Below are 18,209 nucleotides of genomic sequence, written 5' to 3'. Positions count from 1 at the left end.
ACCTTCAAGCTTGTATGTGTCAACAAATCAGTTATGTTCATTGGATGGAAGATATTATGAGATGTTGACATTTTCACCTTTGATAGGACTACTATATCTAACTATGTAAAGTTTTGTAACGACATTCAACATTTCTGGTCCCAAAAATATTGGAATGAGGATAACAGACTATACAAAAGTTTATCCCAGCTATGACCCGAAAATTGCCTATTAGTCAGTAATTAGTACGGTTGATTATCGACTAAATTAATTCATTCATGAATATATTTATTTACTGCCGTCAATTATTACTGTGGAACTTGATGAGACTTTGGGAGGAAGAAAGCCAATACTAGGTTACTGTAAATTTAAACAATCTCACAGTAAAATACTGCTCTATTTCCAACTGATGACATCAATTCATGAAAGGGGTATCAAAATATAACTTTGACCATAACTTTAATATGAGTTTATTTATCAATAAAAACAAACATAAGAAAATCACATAATTTTTAGGAGTATGTGAGTATCAAACATTCCAGACTAACAAGGTGTTTGTTTGTGAAATTATATTTATGTTCTTAGTAAAATGAATGACAATGAGCGAAATTGGTCTGCTGATAACGGGGATATTAACAACCAGACAATTACCTTCACCGAATAAATTACCGAAGCAGCAACCATTTCAGATGGAAAATAGCGCGGAGAAGTTAACACATGGTAATTTAAGTCAATTAGTTCGTACTTCTCAAATTACACCACCTGAATTCATCGAAACAGATCCAATTTCTCCAAGGAATTTATCCACCTCTAACTTAGCCAAAAAGCAACTTTTTGAGAAAATTACAAACACACATTTGTTCTCAGTGGCGTTACCATCAGATCAGAACTACTATGCCTCAGACTATAATAGTGTCGAATTCCCAAGGCCATGGCCAAGGTTTAGCGGTTTACCTCTGCCTATTCTCCGTTTTGGTAGCTCAGGTACTTCTGTGAGAGTTTTACAAAGGCTCTTGGTTTCTAACGGCTATGCTATCAGAGTTGATGGCAGTTTTGGACCATTAACTGAAACAGCTGTGAAAGCGTTTCAAAACCAGCGCCGTGTCACAGTAGATGGAATAGTAGGGCCTGTCACTTGGCAACAGTTAACAATTTAGTCAGTTGTCAGTAGTAAAAATTAACAATTAACAACTGACTAATCAAATTTCTAACGATGCTTATGCTGCTCTAATAATTGCTTTGCTTTCGGTTTGTAAATTAAATAGAACAAAGCCTCAATGTAGCGCAACAAGTCCTCACGATTTTCCTTGGAGGTAAAGTTCCAAAAGCCATAAATACGTGCTAAAGATAACAGCTTCGTGGTATGAATTTTCCAGGTATATGTAGTCAACACCCGCTTAATTCCTTCTTCGGAAATGTGATCCCAATACTGAGGAGTGTGATTACACTTAGCGACAAATTCTAAGATTTTCGCCGCTGTTTCTTCTAAATTTGTCGGGTTAATGTAAAAGCCATTGACCTGATCTTGAATAATTTCTAGTGGCCCGCCAAATTGGGTAGCAAAAGTTGGTAATCCAGAGATCATGGCTTCTAAGATTGTCAAACCAAAGGCTTCAAATAAAGCTGGTTGGACAAAGATACCTTTACGGTCAGCAATTACTCGGTAAACTTCACCAGAATCAGATTTTGTCAAGCGCACACCTAACCAACGAATCTTACCGTGGAGATGATATTCTTCAATGATTTGATACAGTTTAATAATTTCGTCGCGTTCTTCATTGTCCCCTGATTCTTCTACACGCAACTTACCCGCCACTAAGATTAAATTGCAATGCTCCTGTAATTCTCGACTCTTACCGTAGCATTGTGCTAAACCTGTGAGGTTTTTAATCCTGTCAAGACGGGCTACTGAAAAGATAGGGCGCTTTTTAGGATCATCAAGTTTCCCAAAAATTTGGTTGGAATCTTCCAAGGTGAACAGTATGTCAGCAATACGATCGCCATCGCTTTCTACTCGTTCTTTAGTGTGGGTGTAAGGAAAGTAATAATTCTCGTTGACTCCAGGAGGTACAACGTTAAATTTAGGACTAAACAATTCCACCCCGTTGACCACATGGTACAACTCTGGCATGGTAAAGCACTTGTAAGATTCGTACTGTCCCACACTATCCGGTGTACCGACAATTTCTTGGTAGGTACTGCTGATAATGAAATTTGCAGCATTCATTGCAATCAAATCAGCAGTGAATTGCAAGGAAAAATGATATTTATCCTCTAAATCTTCCCAATAAAGGTTACTAAACAGGTATTTGGACTTTTCTAAGGCATGGGCAATGTTACACTGAGTGATATTCATTCGCCGTGCTAAAAGAAACGCCACTAAGTTACCATCAGAGTAGTTACCCACAATCAAATCAGGTCTACCTTGAAATTCCGCTAGTAGTTCTTTTTGTGAGTCAATGGCAAAAGTTTCTAAATAAGGCCAAAACTCAAATCGGGAAATCCAATTTTGTGTCACCTTGGAATTAAACTCCCGCAGAGGTACGCGCAAAATCCAGGCGTTTTCTGTACCGTGAACTTTTTCTAGGCGTTGATTACAGAGAGTACCATCACTATTGGGAATCAGGCGGGTGAGAATAATTACCTTTGGCTCGACCTTCAGCCCCTCTAAACCCGCTAGTTCAACATCTTGTTGTAGTTGCTTTTCCAGATTCTTCGCTTGATCGAGAACATAAACCACTTGTCCGCCAGTATCAGGACGACCTAAAACCCCTTCTTGGCCGAACCAACCATGAGCAGATACAAGGACGATTCTAAAAATCATCGGAATCCGAGAGATGAAGGCTTCGATGGTTTGAGGGTCTGGCGAATCAATTAATTCATCTAAGATTTCCAGGGTCTCATAAACACGCTGGGCTGTGTTACCCCAACCCGGCTCAAAACCCATCATTTGCAATTCAAAGCGGAATTGTTCATAGGGTTCATCTTTGGGGCGTTCGCTGACAAAGGTGATGGCTTTCTTGAGTTGGTTGGACAGTTGGTGCTGAGTTTTAATACGATCATTTATCAGCAGTTGCACTCCGTTGTATTCGTGGAGCCGTAAGAAATTCAATAAGCTGTCCAACAACTGTTTCGAGTCTTGAAATATTTTGCTGGATAGATAGCGGTTAAGAAATTGCACCCCTTTACCAATATTCTTGGGATCCCGAATTACTGGAGTGTAGTCATAAAAAGGGCCAAAATCTAGTTCTAGTAAATCACCTTCTAGGGGATGATGTTTATTTACGAAGCGATCCCGTAGATCCAGGAGTTCTTGTACTGACATCGGCTCAACATTCAAATCTTCCGTGAGCCGATAAACTTCTTGACTAGCAATCTTAGGACGAATGATAAAACAAAGGCTGGTATCCTCTTGAATAATTTCCTGAGTATAATAAATCAGTTTACTTAACCGGGAAGCACCGGCATAGGTTTCTAACTTTTCGGACTTGGAACAATAATCAATAAATACATTCAAAATGTCATTACGCAACAAGTAATTTTCTTCTTGGTGGCGTATTAGACTTAAGAAAGAACGCAAATCACTTTTTTCTTCGCTATCCAGGATTGCTTGGATCAATTCTGACATAGTAACCCCTAACATTGAATTGGCATTTTCGATTTGCAGGATAAAAGTAATACCTCCTGCTTACGTGTGACTACATATAAGCACAAATGAACACAGACGAATTATCTATCTGTGTTCATTAGATCAGCCATGATTCCGATCTTGATTCGTGTTTCTTTTACTCAAAATATATACTACTCAGTGTTTTTTCACTCTAACTAAGGAATGATAATTCCTCATCCGTTTGACATAAGTCCATAAATTATATATGTCTTGTATATGTCTTCATTCTTACTCAGTTTTACCAGGGCGAACGATGGGACTCGAACCCACGAATGGTGGTACCACAAACCACTGCCTTAACCACTTGGCTACGCTCGCCATTTACTACGTCCCGATTATAGCACCTTAATCAGAAAATAATCAAGACTTTTTTCCAGGAACCGATTTTGTTAATTTATAGTCTCGGCACTGCAATAACTATCGAAAATCACAGTGAAAGTCAATGAAAGCACTAACTATTGTTGCAATTTCGGGAGCAGGAGCACTAGCGGCATTGGGGGTGGCAATGGCCGGAACCAATCCTTCTCAGGCTGAATACGAAGATTATGCCATACAAAGGCTCACAGATTACTTGAAACAAGACTTTTGCCGAAAAACAACCAATTTCTTAGAAAATTTAATCAAGTCTCAATGTGAAAACCTGGTAGATGAGGTTAATCCCCAAATGCGGGAAATCCTGGCAAGAACTACAGAAAGGCAAAATTTATTCATTTTTAGCATTTATAAAACCGATTTAAAGCTCAGTTCCTTCATCCCTATTTATAAGTTTGAAACAGTGGGAGCGTTGAATAACTTTTATACCTACAAAGCCGAGCAGCAATGAACCAAAAATTGGCAACCCTAAATCAGCCACAAGGGTAGGTCTACCCTAGGGACCTGCTACTCTAAAAGTAGCTACTAAGAGTGAAATTTTTTCCATGTCATCTGCGTATTTACTGCTCTCCCACGGCAGCCGTGACCCACGCCCAGAAGTTGCTATGGAGCAATTGGCAGGGTTAGTATCTCATCAACTGAATATTTCTCAGCATTTGGTAGGTATAGCTGCTTTGGAATTACAACCAGAGCCTTTACATCAGCAGATTCAACAATTTGCCAGTGGTGTTGTAGTCCAGGGAGTTAGTTGTTTGCAGGTTGTACCGCTATTCCTGTTACCAGGTGTCCATGTAATGACGGATATTCCGGATCAGATTGCCCTGGCACAACAAGCTCTTGGCAAGGAAATCACAATTAACCTCCAACCATATCTAGGTATTCATACTGGTTTAATTACATTACTGTCTCAGCAAATGGCTGGTATGAAGGCCGAGTCCACGATTTTGTTAGCTCACGGTAGCCGTCATCCTGGTTCTTTAGAGCCAATAGAAACTATAGCCGCCAAATTGGGAGCGGTGACTGCTTATTGGTCTGTAGCTCCCAGTTTAGAATCACGAGTACAAGATTTAGTGGCTGTTGGCAAGAAGAAAATTGCAGTTTTGCCATACTTTTTATTCACAGGTACTATAAATGATGCCATCGCCCAATCCACAGAAAAGTTAAAATTACAATTTCCTGCTGTAACTTTCCAACTGGCTGCGCCTATGGGAGCAAGTGCAGAATTAGCTGAGATCATTGGGGAATTAATAGATAGATGAGCCGCACAGAAAAAGAAGCACAAAGATGTTTGGGTAAGGTGTATTTGCTGGGTGCGGGACCAGGAGATCCAGGACTCATCACCCTCAAGGGTAAGGGCTTGTTGGAATGTGCAGATGTGGTCATCTATGATGCCTTAGTAAGTCCAGCAATTCTGGCAATGATTAATCCCCAAGCCGAAAAAATCAACGCTGGTAAGCGGATGGGGAGACATTCATTATTACAGGAAGAAACTACCCATTTGTTAATAGAAAAGGCGCGAGAACACAGCATAGTTGTGCGCCTCAAAGGTGGTGACCCCTTTATCTTTGGTCGGGGTGGTGAGGAAATGGCAGATTTAGTCCAAGGGGGAATATCTGTGGAAGTAGTGCCGGGAATTACATCTGGTATTGCCGCTTCTGCTTATGCTGGAATTCCTTTAACTCATCGACTCTATAGTTCTTCGGTTACTTTTGTTACAGGACATGAAGCAGTCGGTAAGTATAAACCGAAAGTAAATTGGCAAGCTATCGCCCAAGGTTCGGAAACCATTGTCATTTACATGGGCATTCACAATTTACCTTATATTGTAGAACAGTTAAGTGCAGCGGACTTGGATTTAGAAACACCCATTGCTTTGGTACGCTGGGGTACACGACCAGAACAAGAAGAATTAATTGGCACTTTAAACACCATTATTCAGCAAGTTGAGGAAACTGGATTTGACGCTCCAGCGATCGCGGTAATTGGCTCAGTAGTAAATATGCACAGTATTTTATCTGGGTGTCGTCCTATTTAATTGTTTTTCCATGACCGTGTATTTGCTGTCAGTGATTGTCAAAGAACACAAACAGGAGGTATGAAGTGGCACAAATTATCATTGTCGGCGCAGGCCCCACAGGTGCAGCACTGGCTACACTCCTTGTCCAACATGATATCCATGTAACGCTGATTGAAGCAGCAAAAGACTTTCATCGTGTATTTCGCGGTGAGGGATTAATGCCTAGTGGATTAGATGCACTAACTCAAATGGGACTAGCTGGGCTGTTGGAGGATATTCCATCTCGAAAACTCGATGCATGGGAGTTCATCATTGGCGGCAAACAGTTATTTCGAGTGGAGGAGCCAATGGGGGCAAATCGTCCTTGTACACTGGTATCACAACCACCACTGCTCAAAGCACTGATTTCAGCAGCTGCAACCAATGATCAGTTTGAATTTATTCCAGGTATTGCTGTAAAAGATTTATATTGGGTCAATCAACGTGTTGCAGGTGTGATTCTCAGTGATGGGCGACAACTTCCGGCTGATTTAGTAATTGGCGCAGATGGTCGTAACTCAATTGTGCGAGAACGAGCAGGATTAAAATTAGTATGTCAGCCCAAAAATATAGATATTCTTTGGTTTAAGCTGTGCGCCAGCCCCCAGTTTGCAAATGAAAATGTATTTCGCACTATTGTCAATAGCGATCGCGTGTTTAGCATCTTTCATGGTGCAGATCCAGGTAAACTACATTTAGCTTGGGTAATATCTCCTCACGAAAAAACCGACTACAAACAAGCAAACTGGGCAGAAATTTTTGCTTCAGTATCACCCTCATGGTTAGCAGAACATTTCCGTAATCACGCAGATAGCATCGAATCACCCATTAAACTCTCTGTGGTGGTTGGTCGTTGTCCACAATGGCACAGACCAGGGATACTCCTTCTAGGTGATGCTGCACACCCCATGTCTCCTGTCCGCGCTCAAGGTATCAACATAGCACTGCGTGATGTCATTGTTGCTGCTAATCATCTAATACCAATATTGCTAGCAAATGCTGAACACCAAAAGATTGATACAGCACTATCATCCATTCAAGCCGAGCGTGAGCCAGAAATTATCCGCGCCCAGCAACTACAATTACAGGAAGCCACACAAGCAGAACTACTGCGAAAAAATCCACTTTTGCCATGGCTCTTGGTTCAATTTGCGCCTTTCCTGGGTAGAATAGCTAAACTGTCTTGGTTAAAGCGACAACGTGAAATGCGCCACGGCATAACACAGGTAACCATCAAGGTGTAACTGTGATTTTTAATCAAAATTATTACCTGGTAAATAATTCAGCAATAATCCATGAATAATAAACATGAAGATGTATTTTTTCAAATTCATCAGGGTTTGGACAGAGAAGGGCCTGGTGATTCCAACTCCACCAAAAAAGCTTTCTTAAAGTTGATTGATTTACCGCCACATCCCAAAATTCTAGATATCGGTTGTGGCCCTGGCTTTCAAACTTTAGATTTAGCCAGGCTGACTAATGGCACAATTATCGCTATTGATAATCATTCTGTTTATATCAAGGAACTGGAACAGAAAGTACTCCAAGCAGGATGGTCAGAAAAAATCACTGTAGTCAACGCTGATATGTTTGCTCTTGATTTTCTGGAAGCAAATTTTGATATTATTTGGGCGGAAGGTTCAATATATATTATTGGATTTGAAAATGGACTGAAGCAATGGAAACCCTTGCTGAAAGAAAAAGGTTATTTGGTAGCCTCAGAAATTACATGGCTACAACCTAACCCACCAACAGAATTAAAAGAATTTTGGCGTGTGGGTTATCCAGCCATGCAGGATATTGAAGGTAATTTAAAAATTATCCAAAATAGTGGATACAAAATTATTGATCATTTTGTCCTCCCAGAATCATCTTGGTGGAATTACTACTACCAACCTTTAGAAGAAAAATTACAGGCTTTACGAAAGCATTACCAAGATGATACAGAAGCTCTTGAAGTCATCAATATGGAGCAACTTGAGATTGACCTTTATCGCCAATACTCTCAATATTATGGTTATTTATTTTACATAATGCAGAAATATTAAATTATTTAGTTAAATTATTTACTTAAATTATTTATATACAGCTACTGCACGAGTAATTGACTGATGCCTAAAGTACAACATCACTACTTGGAAACAATCTATAAATATGGGGAAGAAAAACAATCAGCAATTTGTAAATATTCCCCAGGCCAGATTAATCCAAATCATTAGCTACAAAGCTGCATTAGTTGAAATAGAGGTAATATTAACAGAGGGGACTTACAGTAGCCATTCCTCAATTTAGTATTTGGTGAATAATTCAGCAATCATCCACGAATAATAAAGAAGATGTATTTTTTCACATTCGTTATGATTTAGACACTGTTTTGTCCTCATCATCAGCCAATTAGCTAATATGTTGAAAGATTATTTTCAGTAAATCTCCTTGTATAAAAGGTTTAGCTAAAAAGCCAGAAGCTCTCACTAGCTTTACTCTTGCTCTATCTAGCAATCCTGTTCTAGCACTTACCATAATTATAGGTGTACTTTTCAAAGATGGATGTTTGCGTAACAAAGAGCATAATTCGTACCCATCTAAGTTAGGCATCTCAATGTCTAATAAAATTATGTCTGGTTTAATCTGCAGAATTTGCATTAAAGCATTTAAAGAATCAGTAATCGTAATCACAGAAAATATTTGCTCATCTAAATAATTTTGAATAGTTTTTAACACCGTAGGACTATCATCAATACAAAATACTTTGTAGAGTTTTTTGTCGGCAGGTGTTGTAGTTCGCTGACCGCTATTATAAGTTTTATGAATATTGTGAATTGATCCAGGGTTAGAGTATGTCGTTTTATTGGCCTTATCAGTATTGTTATGAGAGTATACGGCGTGATTGCCTTCGCTGACTCTGGGGGACTTTTTAATAGGTGGTGTTTGAGGTTGTGGTTGATTTAATCGCGCAGCCGGCAATGTTGCTTTGTAACTTCTCTCACGGTTACCCCTTTGACACTGTTCCACTAACAAACGTATACTCAAATGGCAGTATTTTGGCATATCGTCTAGAAAGCTTTCCGGGATAAATTCATAACTTCCCTCTTCTAAGCTCAAAAATGTTTCTAAAACTTCTAGTGCCAATTTTTCTATTAGCATTCCTGCTTGAACAGGGGTAATGTATTCTTGGCTGACTAACCAACAAATAGCCAAATAATCTGGGTTTGGAATTGCTTGCTCATCAATACCACTTTGAAATATTACCTGCAACTGCTCATCAATTCCGTTAGGAATAGTTGAGATTTGCTGACTTAAGCTTTGCAAGTGTCTGTAAAGCGGCTCAAACATTTGATCAGAGTAGCAGGCATAAATCAGCTTACCCTGCTCTATATAAATTAACCAAGAGCCGGATGTGCTAAACACTTGCAAACAACCATTAACAGTCTTGCTTGTGATCTTTTTTAAAAGAGATATGGGTTGCAGTTTTTGGAAAAATCTATATCTACTAATGGGAAGTGTCTTCATCGGCACAAATTTGAGATATAATCGACATCCACGAACAAAATTGGCGAATAACCTGGAGGAAATTCACATTAAAGTTTCAAAAGTACTGTTGAGCTAAATATAGCGGTCACATTTGAGTTAGTACAGAGATTCCTCACCCCTAACTCCGAATTTACCAATATCTGTTAAGCTATAGTTGATCAAGTGATCATCTACTCCGGTAGGCACCGCGATGCTTTGAAAAGTAGTATTTGAAAAACCAACCTGATGAAGTAGTCACTAGTGATTAGTTGCTAGAGGCGGTTACCTCTGTGAGTTTACAAACTAATTACTAACCAGTCTGTTACAACCGTATCCTTTTTGGGTGTGGTTAACTCACGACTAATGACCAATAACTCTGTAGAGCAAATTGATTATTTGTGACGTCGCTCATTTAGCCAATTTAACTGTAACTTAAGTACCTCACATAGACTATTGGCTCTAGCCCATCAGTAGCAAAATTATTGCTACTAACCGTATTTACTCGAGTAATATTCTGGAGAATCAGCACTTAAAGATATTGTTAACTAGAACATATTGTGTATTTTTTAACTAAGTAGCGAGTTTGTTCAGTGTTGTACACAAATTTGAGATTGTAGATTTTCTCCGTACTCAGGTTACTCAAATTAAAATCTTATCCTGCTGCACTTCCTCAGAAAGGGATAGAGGAGCTAGTGCGTTGCGAATTTCTCTAATCTCTAGCAACCGGGGTGGTGGGATACTAATGACTATGGTCATGGTCATTAGTTATCGAGGGTTGATATTACACCAAGATAGTTGGTAGTGAAATGCAACAGTGGGGAATTCAGCAAAACCCATGATTTACAGCTAAAGCCAAAAGGTATCTTACATACATACCAGCAAAATAGCTTTTTAGCTAAATGGTATATGGCAAATAGTTTGCTTACTAATTTTTATGTTACTATAATTTTTGCAAAAATTACCAAAAAAATTATAAATTTCATCATGAATAACTAAAGAGAATGTGAATAAAAATTAGTGGTATTTTTATCTACTTGCTCCGGAAAGTCTACTTCGATAAAAGTTACAGTAATAACATATTATTACCCAATAAAAACCCAATGATGAACAATACATACATAGCAGTGCTAAATGAGTGATGAAAGTTTTTGTCTATTTTGTTATTGGCGTAATTAAATTCATTTCTTGTTCACCAGTTGGTTAAAATTGATAGAATGACTATATCTCCGTGCCTAACTGCATGCAAGAGAAATTAATCTAGAGCAATTGTGAGCGTATTTAATTTACAAGTTGAAGAAATAGGCGATGGCGTGGCTAATACCTCCGGTCAACGCCTTGACCGCTACCTTACAGAAGAATTGCCAGAGTTATCCCGTTCTCGCATCCAGCAATTAATTGAACAGGGTAATGTTCAATTGAATAATGAAATCTGCACAACTAAAAAAATCAATGTCAAAGCAGGGGATGTCATTACTTTAAAAATCCCAGAAGTTGAAACCCTAGAACTGCAAGCCCAACATATCCCCTTAGATATACTCTATGAAGACGATCAATTAGTGATTCTCAACAAACCTGCAGGCTTAGTGGTCCATCCCGCACCCGGTCATCCCGATGGTACTTTGGTAAATGCTTTGTTAGCACATTGTCCCAATCTCCCCGGAATTGCCGGTGTGCAGCGTCCAGGAATTGTGCATCGATTAGATAAGGATACAACAGGGGCTATCGCTATTGCTAAAACTGATATTGCCTATTACAGTCTGCAAGCACAACTACAAGCAAAAACTGCTCAAAGAGAATATTTGGGTATTGTTTACGGTGCGCCAAAAGCCGAAAGTGGGATGATAAACTTTCCTATTGGTCGTCATCCCAAAGATAGAAAAAAAATGGCAATTCTCCCTATAGAAAAAGGCGGACGTTGTGCTGTCACTCACTGGCAAGTAATAGAAAGACTAGCAAACTATACGTTGATCCTGTTTCAATTAGAAACTGGACGCACCCATCAAATTCGTGTCCACAGTGCCAAAATGGGTCATCCCATCGTTGGTGACCCTCTTTATGGTTCTGGTCGTTCTGTAGGGGTGAACTTACCAGGTCAAGCGCTGCACGCCTGGCGACTCAAGTTGCAACATCCAGTCTCTCACCATTGGATCTCCGTGACAGCTCCTCCTCCTCAAACACTGACAACTTTGCTGGAGGTTCTGCGGCGAAGATTTCCTGGCTGAAGCTATGGGTGGTTATTGAGATTTGTAAACTTTTTTCGCTTTTTTTACTGTTGTCAAGATGAACTAGAACTACTTGCAGCAATATCTTAACACTCTATCATAACATTTTTTTATAAAAACAGCAATAGTTAAAAATACACACAACCACTGCAATGTACTGTGTATTGTAGACTTCTATAAAAGTTAAAAAATTATGAAATTAATAAATTCTCTGGTGATACTTGGCTATTGTAAATTAATGTTACTAAAATTGAGGCTATTTCTCAGGCACAGCCCTTGTATGTAAAGGATTTGAGGTGGTTCTTATTTCTGCATCTCATTTATTCATAAATTGTAACAAATAAACGATCTATAGCATTGTATAAACATAATCTGAAGGGGTTGAATGAAAGACAAAAGTCAAACAAGGCAATTAGTTGATGCCAATTTGCCTATTTCTCATAATTAACCCAGATTCTCATAATCCCTCGTTCACCCAGTAACAAGGCATTAGGAGACTAAACAGAGAAGCGGTTTGATTCATAGTCTGTTTTCAACTTCAAATTTTGATAAAACATTGCCAGTTTTAATCTAGACATCTCACCAACTAAGGAATTAGGAGATTAAAGTTCATGACATTAGACGTATTTACCAAGGTGGTTTCTCAAGCTGACTCCAGAGGAGAGTTTTTGAGCAGTGAGCAACTAGACGCTTTGACCAACGTTGTTAAAGAAGGCAACAAGCGTTTAGATGTTGTTAACCGCATCACCAGCAACGCTTCAGCCATTGTTACCAATGCAGCTCGTTCTTTGTTTGAAGAACAACCCCAATTGATTGCTCCTGGTGGTAACGCTTACACCAACCGTCGTATGGCTGCTTGCTTGCGCGACATGGAAATTATCTTGCGCTACGTTACCTACGCTATTTTAGCTGGTGATGCCAGTGTTCTAGATGATCGCTGCTTGAACGGTTTGCGCGAAACCTACCAAGCTTTAGGAACTCCTGGTTCTTCCGTAGCTGTGGGCGTTCAAAAAATGAAGGATGCTGCTATTGGCCTCGCTAACGATCCCAACGGTATCACCAAGGGCGATTGCAGCCAATTAATGTCTGAAGTAGCTAGCTACTTTGATCGTGCTGCTGCTGCTGTTGCTTAATATCACTTACAAAGTCCAGTGCCTAAATATTTAGGTAATCAGACCAAAAATTTACAAAATACCAAGGAGATTTGAGAAGATGGTTAAAACACCAATTACTGAAGCTATTGCCTCTGCTGATACCCAAGGACGTTTCTTAAGCAACACCGAATTACAAGCAGTTAACGGTCGTTATGTACGTGCTATTGCCAGCATGGAAGCTGCTCGCGCTTTGACCTCTAACGCACAACGCTTAATTGATGGTGCAACCGAAGCTGTATATCAAAAATTCCCTTACACCACCCAAACACCAGGACCTCAGTATGCTTCTGACAGCCGTGGTAAAGGTAAGTGCGCTCGTGATGTAGGTCACTACCTACGCATTGTTACCTACAGCTTAGTTGCTGGTGGTACTGGTCCTTTGGATGAATTCTTGATCGCTGGCTTGGCTGAAATTAACAACTCCTTTGATTTATCTCCTAGCTGGTACATTGAAGCCATCAAATACATGAAAGCCAATCATGGTTTGTCTGGACAAGCTGCCAACGAAGCTAACACCTACTTCGACTACGCTATTAACGCTCTCAGCTAGATAGTAGCTTGCCCGGAGAGGGATGCAAGTGCTGGATGGATTTAGTCAACCTTTTGGGGTTAACCAGTCGCTCGTTTTGGCAACCAAAAGGATCGTTCTGGCTCACCTAGCAGTTGGATCTTCCTCCGGGCAAAGTTTTATTCAGAGAAATAAAAAATAACAGCTTTAGTAAAGTTGGCAATCGGTAGAAATAGCCGAAATGCAAATAGACAGGTGAAGCAAAATGGCAATTACAGCAGCAGCATCCAGGCTAGGAACAGAGCCTTTTAGCGATGCGCCTCCAATTGAACTGCGCCCCAACGCTAGCAAAAATGAAGCAGAAGTTGTCGTCCGCGCCGTTTATCGGCAAGTTTTGGGTAATGACTACTTGATGGCATCAGAACGTCTAGTCAGCGCCGAATCACTTTTGCGAGATGGCAATATCACAGTGCGGGAGTTTGTCCGCATCGTTGCTAAATCGGAACTCTACAAAACCAAGTTTTTTTATCCCAATTTTCAAACCAGATTAATCGAACTCAACTACAAACATCTTTTGGGTCGCGCTCCCTACGATGAATCGGAGGTTGTGTACCACCTAGATTTGTACCAGAAAAAAGGCTACGACGCAGAGATTGACTCCTATATTGATTCTCCGGAGTACCAAAATAATTTCGGCGACAATGTCGTACCTTATTATCGTGGTTTTAATACTCAACCAGGGCAAAAAACTGTAGGCTTTACCCGTTTATTTAGATTGTATCGGGGTTATGCCAATAGCGATCGCGCCCAGGTAGAGGGAACTAAATCCCGGTTAGCGCAGGATTTAGCTCGTAATAGCTCTTCTTCAATTGTGGGGCCATCAGGCAGCAACGATAACTGGAATTTCCGTGCTTCCGCAGATGTAGCTCCCAAGAAGAAGTTGGGTAATGCTGTTGGTGTCAGCGATCGCGTTTATCGCATTGAAGTAACAGCAATTCGTGGAGCTGGCTATCCCAGTGTCAGACGGAGTAGCACAGCATTCATGGTACCTTACGAGCGGCTTTCTGACAAGATCCAGCAAATTCATCGGCAAGGCGGCAAAATCGTCAGTATTACTTCAGCTTAAGCTAACGTTACTCAACGGCAGTCGCTGATGCAGGAAAAACCTCAGCCAGCGCTGCCTCAACTATAAAGGAGATGTAAAAGTAATGTTCGGTCAAACCACACTAGGGGCTAGTAGCGTTTCTTCATCTGCAAGCCGAGTATTTCGTTATGAAGTCGTAGGTTTGCGCCAAAACGCAGAAACTGACAAAAATAAATTTGATATCCGTCGTAGTGGTAGCGTGTTTATCACAGTGCCATACAGTCGGATGAACGAAGAAATGCAAAGAATTAACCGCCTAGGTGGCAGAATTATAAATATTTTGCCATTGAACGCTGAAGCAAACTAATTTTCTGGCAATGAAAGAACCCACTGCGGAAGAATATTCAGCAGAAAACGCGCCCCATTTGACACCAGAGCAAGCACTCGCTAACCTGCACTCACTAGATTTAAGTCTCCGCTATTACGCAGCTTGGTGGCTGGGTAGATTTCGCGTTAACCACCCAGATGTCGTCAATGCCTTAATTGCGGCCTTGGAAGACGAAGCCGACAGAACCGAAATGGGAGGTTATCCACTGCGGCGCAATGCAGCCAGAGCATTGGGGAAAATAGGTGATGCTAAAGCGATACCAGGCTTAATTCATTGCTTAGAATGCTCTGACTTTTATGTCCGCGAAGCAGCAGCCCAGTCCTTACAAAAGCTGGGAAACAAAACTGCTGCACCAGCACTCATAAAAATGCTCCATGGAGGTGTGGCCATGGCCGTGCAAGTACCCGGTTGCCCTCATCTGACCCAGCCCTATGAAGCGGTAATAGAAGCCTTGGGAGCTATTGGTGCAACTGAGGCTATTTCTTTAATTTCACCGTTTTTAGACCATGAAATACCAGCAGTCAGCTGTGCCGCCGCTCGATCAATGTACCAACTCACACAAGACCCCACTTATGGGGATAGATTGGTAACAATGTTGTCTAGTGACGATCTAAAGTTGCGCCGCTTAGTACTAGCAGATTTGGGTGCAATTGGTTACATGGCCGCAGCGGAGGCTATGGCCAGCACTAAAGCTGAAAATAGCTTCAAACTCATGGCTTTGAAAGGATTGCTAGAGCATCAACTTACCCAAAACTTAGATGCTTTATCTCTCTGTGATCATGCCATTGCAGTAATGAACTTGATGGATTCACTTTTGTAGTCATTAGTTATTAGTCATGAGTTTAATGATTAATAACCAATGACTTATTGATTATTAATTAGCGACTGTTGACTGATGACTGATGAATTAATCCGTGCCGTAGCCCTGGCAGATACACCACAAAAAATGGTGACGGCAGTAAAAAACCTGGCAGCAGCCCAAGATTTCGCAGCCATTTCCACCTTAATAGCAGTGTTTGGTTATAACAACCCAACCGCAGCTACAGTGGCGGTGGAAACCTTGACACAAATGGGAGAAATAGCAGTGCCACAATTGCTATCCCAAATAGACGATTATAACTATGGCGCACGGGCTTATTCGATTCGTACCTTAGCAGCAATCGCCGACCCCCGTGCATTAGACGTTTTAATCACAGCCGCAGCTACAGACTTTGCTCCCAGTGTTCGCCGTGCTGCTGCCAAGGGATTGGGAAACTTGCACTGGCATAAACTCAAGTCTCCCCACAGGGAAACAGGGTTGAACAAGGCCTTAGAAACCTTGCTGTTAATTTCCCAAGACTCAGAATGGTCAATCCGTTATGCTGCTGTGGTCGGTTTACAAGCCTTGGCTCAAATACCTGATTTGCAACATCCCATCCGCACTAGACTCAACCAGGTGCTAGCCACTGATGAAGAAAAGGCAATTCGTGCTCGTGTGCGCCTAGCCATTACTGATGGATTTTTGGCTCACACATCATAAAAAAAAGGAAAAACTAAACATGTCAATACCATTGCTCAATTATCCACTCACCACTCAAAATCAGCGTGTAGAAGGTTACGAGGTACCCAACGAAGATACACCAACAATATATCGCTTAACTGCTGCTACCTCAGATACAGATATTGATGCGATTATTTGGGCAGCATATCGACAAATTTTCAGCGAACACTTAATTATTCAAAGCAATCGCCAGAAATTTTTAGAATCTCAATTGCGAAATCAGTCCATTAACGTCCGCGATTTTATCCGGGGATTGGGTAAATCTGAAGTTTACCGGACACAAGTAGCCGACATCAACACCAACTACCGCTTAGTGGATATTACCTTAAAGCGGTTTTTAGGACGCGCCGCCTACAACAAAGACGAAGAAATTGCTTGGTCAATTGTCATTGGTACCAAAGGATTACACGGTTTTATTGATGCCTTGGTGGACGGTGAAGAATATCTTCAAAACTTTGGCGATGACATTGTACCTTTCCAACGCCGTCGCTATAAAGACAGACCCTTTAACTTAGTCAATCCCCGCTACGGTTCATACTGGCGCGATCGCATGATGTTGCAATCTATCGGTGGTCGTTCCTTCTATACCGCCCGCACCACAGGCCGTGCTAGCAAACAAGAGGTTCGTCGGGTAATTCCTGCCACTTTCATGGACATGGCCGGAAAAGTGATCACAAATGAACGTAACTATCAACGCACAGTAGCCACAGTTACCTCCCAAATCAAAGATATGCAGATTCCCGACACCTCCCGCCCATCTGATACACCACAACCAACCATAAAACCTGTAGCTGTTGCTCTACCTTATCGTTACATTCCCAAAAATCCCACCAATTAAAACATCAGTCCTCACTTAACTAGTCAGATGTAGGCAACTGTCATGACCATTCCTTTACTAAAATACAAACCCAGTTCTCAAAACCAGCGGGTTGCCGGTTACGAAGTTCCCAACGAAGATAGCCCCAGGATTTACCGCATTGAAGACTGTGCTTTTAATAGCGAAGTCCAAGAATTAATTTGGGCAGCCTATCGGCAAGTATTAAGCGAACATGAAATCCTCAAATTCTATCGCCAAAGCAACTTAGAATCTCAACTCAAAAATAAAGCCATTACTGTCCGTGACTTTATCCGGGGCTTGGCTAAATCCGAAGCCTTTCGCTCTTTGGTAGTAGAGACTAATTCTAACTATCGTCTGGTAGAAATTGCCCTGAAACGGCTTTTAGGTCGCGCATCCTACAATAAAGACGAAGAAATTGCTTGGTCAATTAAAATAGCTACCCTGGGCTGGGATGGTTTTGTTGATGCTTTAATAGACTCTCAAGAATATCAAACCAACTTTGGCGACAATATAGTTCCCTACCAACGGCGACGTTTTAAAGACAGACCCTTTAATTTAGTCACACCACGCTACGGTAACTACTGGCGTGATAAGTTAGAAAACCAGCGCTATAAACCAGGAGATATCAAGAACTTCATGGAATTAGCTAATTCTATCGAAATCAAGACCCTGAAATTTACACCAGTTAACCTGGCAAACATCCAAATTCCCAACATGACAAGAGATACCAACCTCCAAGGTACCCCTTTATCCATCAATGCGATGGCGAATTTTCCCTTGCGGTAAATAGCTGCTTGTTAGCTACATTACCAGGAGTCACCGCAGAAATAAGTTTCTTGTTAATAGTAAATTGCTGGGCAATCAGCTCTTGGTATTAACATAATGCGG

At 40.9% G+C, this 18,209-nt stretch carries 18 protein-coding genes and 1 tRNA gene; 15 read left to right on the top strand and 4 right to left on the bottom strand.

The features are described from left to right. Positions 1-572 precede the first annotated feature (572 nt). Entirely contained in the window at positions 573-1,136 is a 564-nt protein-coding gene (locus NWP25_RS05360) for a peptidoglycan-binding domain-containing protein (RefSeq protein ID WP_313959062.1), read from the top strand. 50 nt (positions 1,137-1,186) lie between these two features. Here NWP25_RS05360 and NWP25_RS05355 read toward each other — a convergent pair whose 3' ends face one another. After that, positions 1,187-3,607: a sucrose synthase gene (locus NWP25_RS05355; RefSeq protein ID WP_280650103.1), complete on the bottom strand. Its 2,421-nt coding sequence runs from the start codon at positions 3,605-3,607 to the stop codon at positions 1,187-1,189. 287 nt (positions 3,608-3,894) lie between these two features. Further along, positions 3,895-3,967: transfer RNA gene (locus NWP25_RS05350), tRNA-His, on the bottom strand. A 124-nt stretch (positions 3,968-4,091) separates the two neighbouring features. Here NWP25_RS05350 and NWP25_RS05345 point away from each other — a divergent pair. The 5 genes from NWP25_RS05345 (at position 4,092) to NWP25_RS05325 (ending at position 8,125) form a co-directional block, all read left to right on the top strand. Beyond that, complete coding sequence (locus NWP25_RS05345; RefSeq protein WP_280650102.1) at positions 4,092-4,472, top strand: DUF4359 domain-containing protein; 381 nt, start codon at positions 4,092-4,094, stop codon at positions 4,470-4,472. 94 nt (positions 4,473-4,566) lie between these two features. Further along, on the top strand, positions 4,567-5,280 hold the full coding sequence (locus tag NWP25_RS05340) for a sirohydrochlorin chelatase (protein ID WP_280656785.1): 714 nt from the start codon (positions 4,567-4,569) through the stop codon (positions 5,278-5,280). Continuing rightward, complete coding sequence (cobA, locus tag NWP25_RS05335) at positions 5,277-6,056, top strand: uroporphyrinogen-III C-methyltransferase (RefSeq protein WP_280650100.1); 780 nt, start codon at positions 5,277-5,279, stop codon at positions 6,054-6,056. The genes NWP25_RS05340 and cobA overlap by 4 nt, the downstream gene beginning before the upstream one ends. Before the next feature lie 65 nt (positions 6,057-6,121). Continuing rightward, entirely contained in the window at positions 6,122-7,321 is a 1,200-nt protein-coding gene (locus NWP25_RS05330) for an FAD-dependent monooxygenase (RefSeq protein WP_280698968.1), read from the top strand. 51 nt (positions 7,322-7,372) lie between these two features. Further along, complete coding sequence (locus NWP25_RS05325; RefSeq protein ID WP_280650098.1) at positions 7,373-8,125, top strand: class I SAM-dependent methyltransferase; 753 nt, start codon at positions 7,373-7,375, stop codon at positions 8,123-8,125. 346 nt (positions 8,126-8,471) lie between these two features. On the opposite strand, the gene NWP25_RS05320 is transcribed toward NWP25_RS05325, so the two are convergent. Both NWP25_RS05320 and NWP25_RS05315 read right to left on the bottom strand, forming a co-directional pair. Beyond that, positions 8,472-9,587: a response regulator gene (locus NWP25_RS05320; protein WP_280650107.1), complete on the bottom strand. Its 1,116-nt coding sequence runs from the start codon at positions 9,585-9,587 to the stop codon at positions 8,472-8,474. A gap of 639 nt (positions 9,588-10,226) precedes the next feature. Beyond that, on the bottom strand, positions 10,227-10,349 hold the full coding sequence (locus NWP25_RS05315; RefSeq protein WP_280656783.1) for a hypothetical protein: 123 nt from the start codon (positions 10,347-10,349) through the stop codon (positions 10,227-10,229). A gap of 506 nt (positions 10,350-10,855) precedes the next feature. Here NWP25_RS05315 and NWP25_RS05310 point away from each other — a divergent pair. From NWP25_RS05310 to NWP25_RS05270, 9 genes are all read left to right on the top strand, one after another. Then, positions 10,856-11,809, top strand: a complete 954-nt coding sequence (locus tag NWP25_RS05310; protein ID WP_280650097.1) for an RluA family pseudouridine synthase — start codon at positions 10,856-10,858, stop codon at positions 11,807-11,809. Between the two features lie 611 nt (positions 11,810-12,420). Then, positions 12,421-12,942 (top strand): phycocyanin subunit beta, encoded by a 522-nt coding sequence (locus NWP25_RS05305; protein ID WP_280650096.1) that lies wholly within the window; start codon positions 12,421-12,423, stop codon positions 12,940-12,942. A 79-nt stretch (positions 12,943-13,021) separates the two neighbouring features. After that, entirely contained in the window at positions 13,022-13,513 is a 492-nt protein-coding gene (gene cpcA, locus NWP25_RS05300) for a phycocyanin subunit alpha (RefSeq protein WP_280650095.1), read from the top strand. Between the two features lie 223 nt (positions 13,514-13,736). Then, positions 13,737-14,597: a phycobilisome linker polypeptide gene (locus tag NWP25_RS05295; protein WP_280650094.1), complete on the top strand. Its 861-nt coding sequence runs from the start codon at positions 13,737-13,739 to the stop codon at positions 14,595-14,597. Positions 14,598-14,679: 82 nt separating this feature from the next. After that, complete coding sequence (locus tag NWP25_RS05290) at positions 14,680-14,922, top strand: phycobilisome linker polypeptide (RefSeq protein WP_280650093.1); 243 nt, start codon at positions 14,680-14,682, stop codon at positions 14,920-14,922. A gap of 10 nt (positions 14,923-14,932) precedes the next feature. Next, positions 14,933-15,763: a HEAT repeat domain-containing protein gene (locus tag NWP25_RS05285; RefSeq protein ID WP_280650092.1), complete on the top strand. Its 831-nt coding sequence runs from the start codon at positions 14,933-14,935 to the stop codon at positions 15,761-15,763. Between the two features lie 75 nt (positions 15,764-15,838). Continuing rightward, positions 15,839-16,462, top strand: coding sequence for a HEAT repeat domain-containing protein (locus NWP25_RS05280; protein WP_280698967.1), 624 nt, complete (start codon positions 15,839-15,841; stop codon positions 16,460-16,462). A gap of 19 nt (positions 16,463-16,481) precedes the next feature. Further along, complete coding sequence (locus NWP25_RS05275) at positions 16,482-17,321, top strand: phycobilisome rod-core linker polypeptide (RefSeq protein WP_280650090.1); 840 nt, start codon at positions 16,482-16,484, stop codon at positions 17,319-17,321. Positions 17,322-17,363: 42 nt separating this feature from the next. Next, the gene (locus NWP25_RS05270) at positions 17,364-18,107 is read left to right on the top strand and encodes a phycobilisome rod-core linker polypeptide (RefSeq protein WP_280698966.1); all 744 of its coding nucleotides are present in this window, start codon (positions 17,364-17,366) and stop codon (positions 18,105-18,107) included. The last annotated feature ends 102 nt before the right edge of the window (positions 18,108-18,209 follow it).

The organism is Umezakia ovalisporum Ak1311 (genome assembly GCF_029891685.1).
Lineage (GTDB): Bacteria > Cyanobacteriota > Cyanobacteriia > Cyanobacteriales > Nostocaceae > Umezakia > Umezakia ovalisporum.
This window is presented reverse-complemented; position numbering and strand designations above follow the sequence as displayed.

Excerpts from the sequence above, each read along its gene's own strand:
- NWP25_RS05360 (WP_313959062.1), top strand. The coding sequence starts at position 573 with ATGACAATGAGCGAAATTGGTCTGCTGATAACGGGGATATTAACAACC.
- NWP25_RS05355 (WP_280650103.1), bottom strand. The coding sequence starts at position 3,607 with ATGTCAGAATTGATCCAAGCAATCCTGGATAGCGAAGAAAAAAGTGAT.
- NWP25_RS05345 (WP_280650102.1), top strand. The coding sequence starts at position 4,092 with ATGAAAGCACTAACTATTGTTGCAATTTCGGGAGCAGGAGCACTAGCG.
- NWP25_RS05340 (WP_280656785.1), top strand. The coding sequence starts at position 4,567 with ATGTCATCTGCGTATTTACTGCTCTCCCACGGCAGCCGTGACCCACGC.
- cobA (WP_280650100.1), top strand. The coding sequence starts at position 5,277 with ATGAGCCGCACAGAAAAAGAAGCACAAAGATGTTTGGGTAAGGTGTAT.
- NWP25_RS05325 (WP_280650098.1), top strand. The coding sequence starts at position 7,373 with ATGAATAATAAACATGAAGATGTATTTTTTCAAATTCATCAGGGTTTG.
- NWP25_RS05320 (WP_280650107.1), bottom strand. The coding sequence starts at position 9,587 with ATGAAGACACTTCCCATTAGTAGATATAGATTTTTCCAAAAACTGCAA.
- NWP25_RS05315 (WP_280656783.1), bottom strand. The coding sequence starts at position 10,349 with ATGACCATGACCATAGTCATTAGTATCCCACCACCCCGGTTGCTAGAG.
- NWP25_RS05305 (WP_280650096.1), top strand. The coding sequence starts at position 12,421 with ATGACATTAGACGTATTTACCAAGGTGGTTTCTCAAGCTGACTCCAGA.
- cpcA (WP_280650095.1), top strand. The coding sequence starts at position 13,022 with ATGGTTAAAACACCAATTACTGAAGCTATTGCCTCTGCTGATACCCAA.
- NWP25_RS05295 (WP_280650094.1), top strand. The coding sequence starts at position 13,737 with ATGGCAATTACAGCAGCAGCATCCAGGCTAGGAACAGAGCCTTTTAGC.
- NWP25_RS05290 (WP_280650093.1), top strand. The coding sequence starts at position 14,680 with ATGTTCGGTCAAACCACACTAGGGGCTAGTAGCGTTTCTTCATCTGCA.
- NWP25_RS05285 (WP_280650092.1), top strand. The coding sequence starts at position 14,933 with ATGAAAGAACCCACTGCGGAAGAATATTCAGCAGAAAACGCGCCCCAT.
- NWP25_RS05280 (WP_280698967.1), top strand. The coding sequence starts at position 15,839 with ATGACTGATGAATTAATCCGTGCCGTAGCCCTGGCAGATACACCACAA.
- NWP25_RS05275 (WP_280650090.1), top strand. The coding sequence starts at position 16,482 with ATGTCAATACCATTGCTCAATTATCCACTCACCACTCAAAATCAGCGT.
- NWP25_RS05270 (WP_280698966.1), top strand. The coding sequence starts at position 17,364 with ATGACCATTCCTTTACTAAAATACAAACCCAGTTCTCAAAACCAGCGG.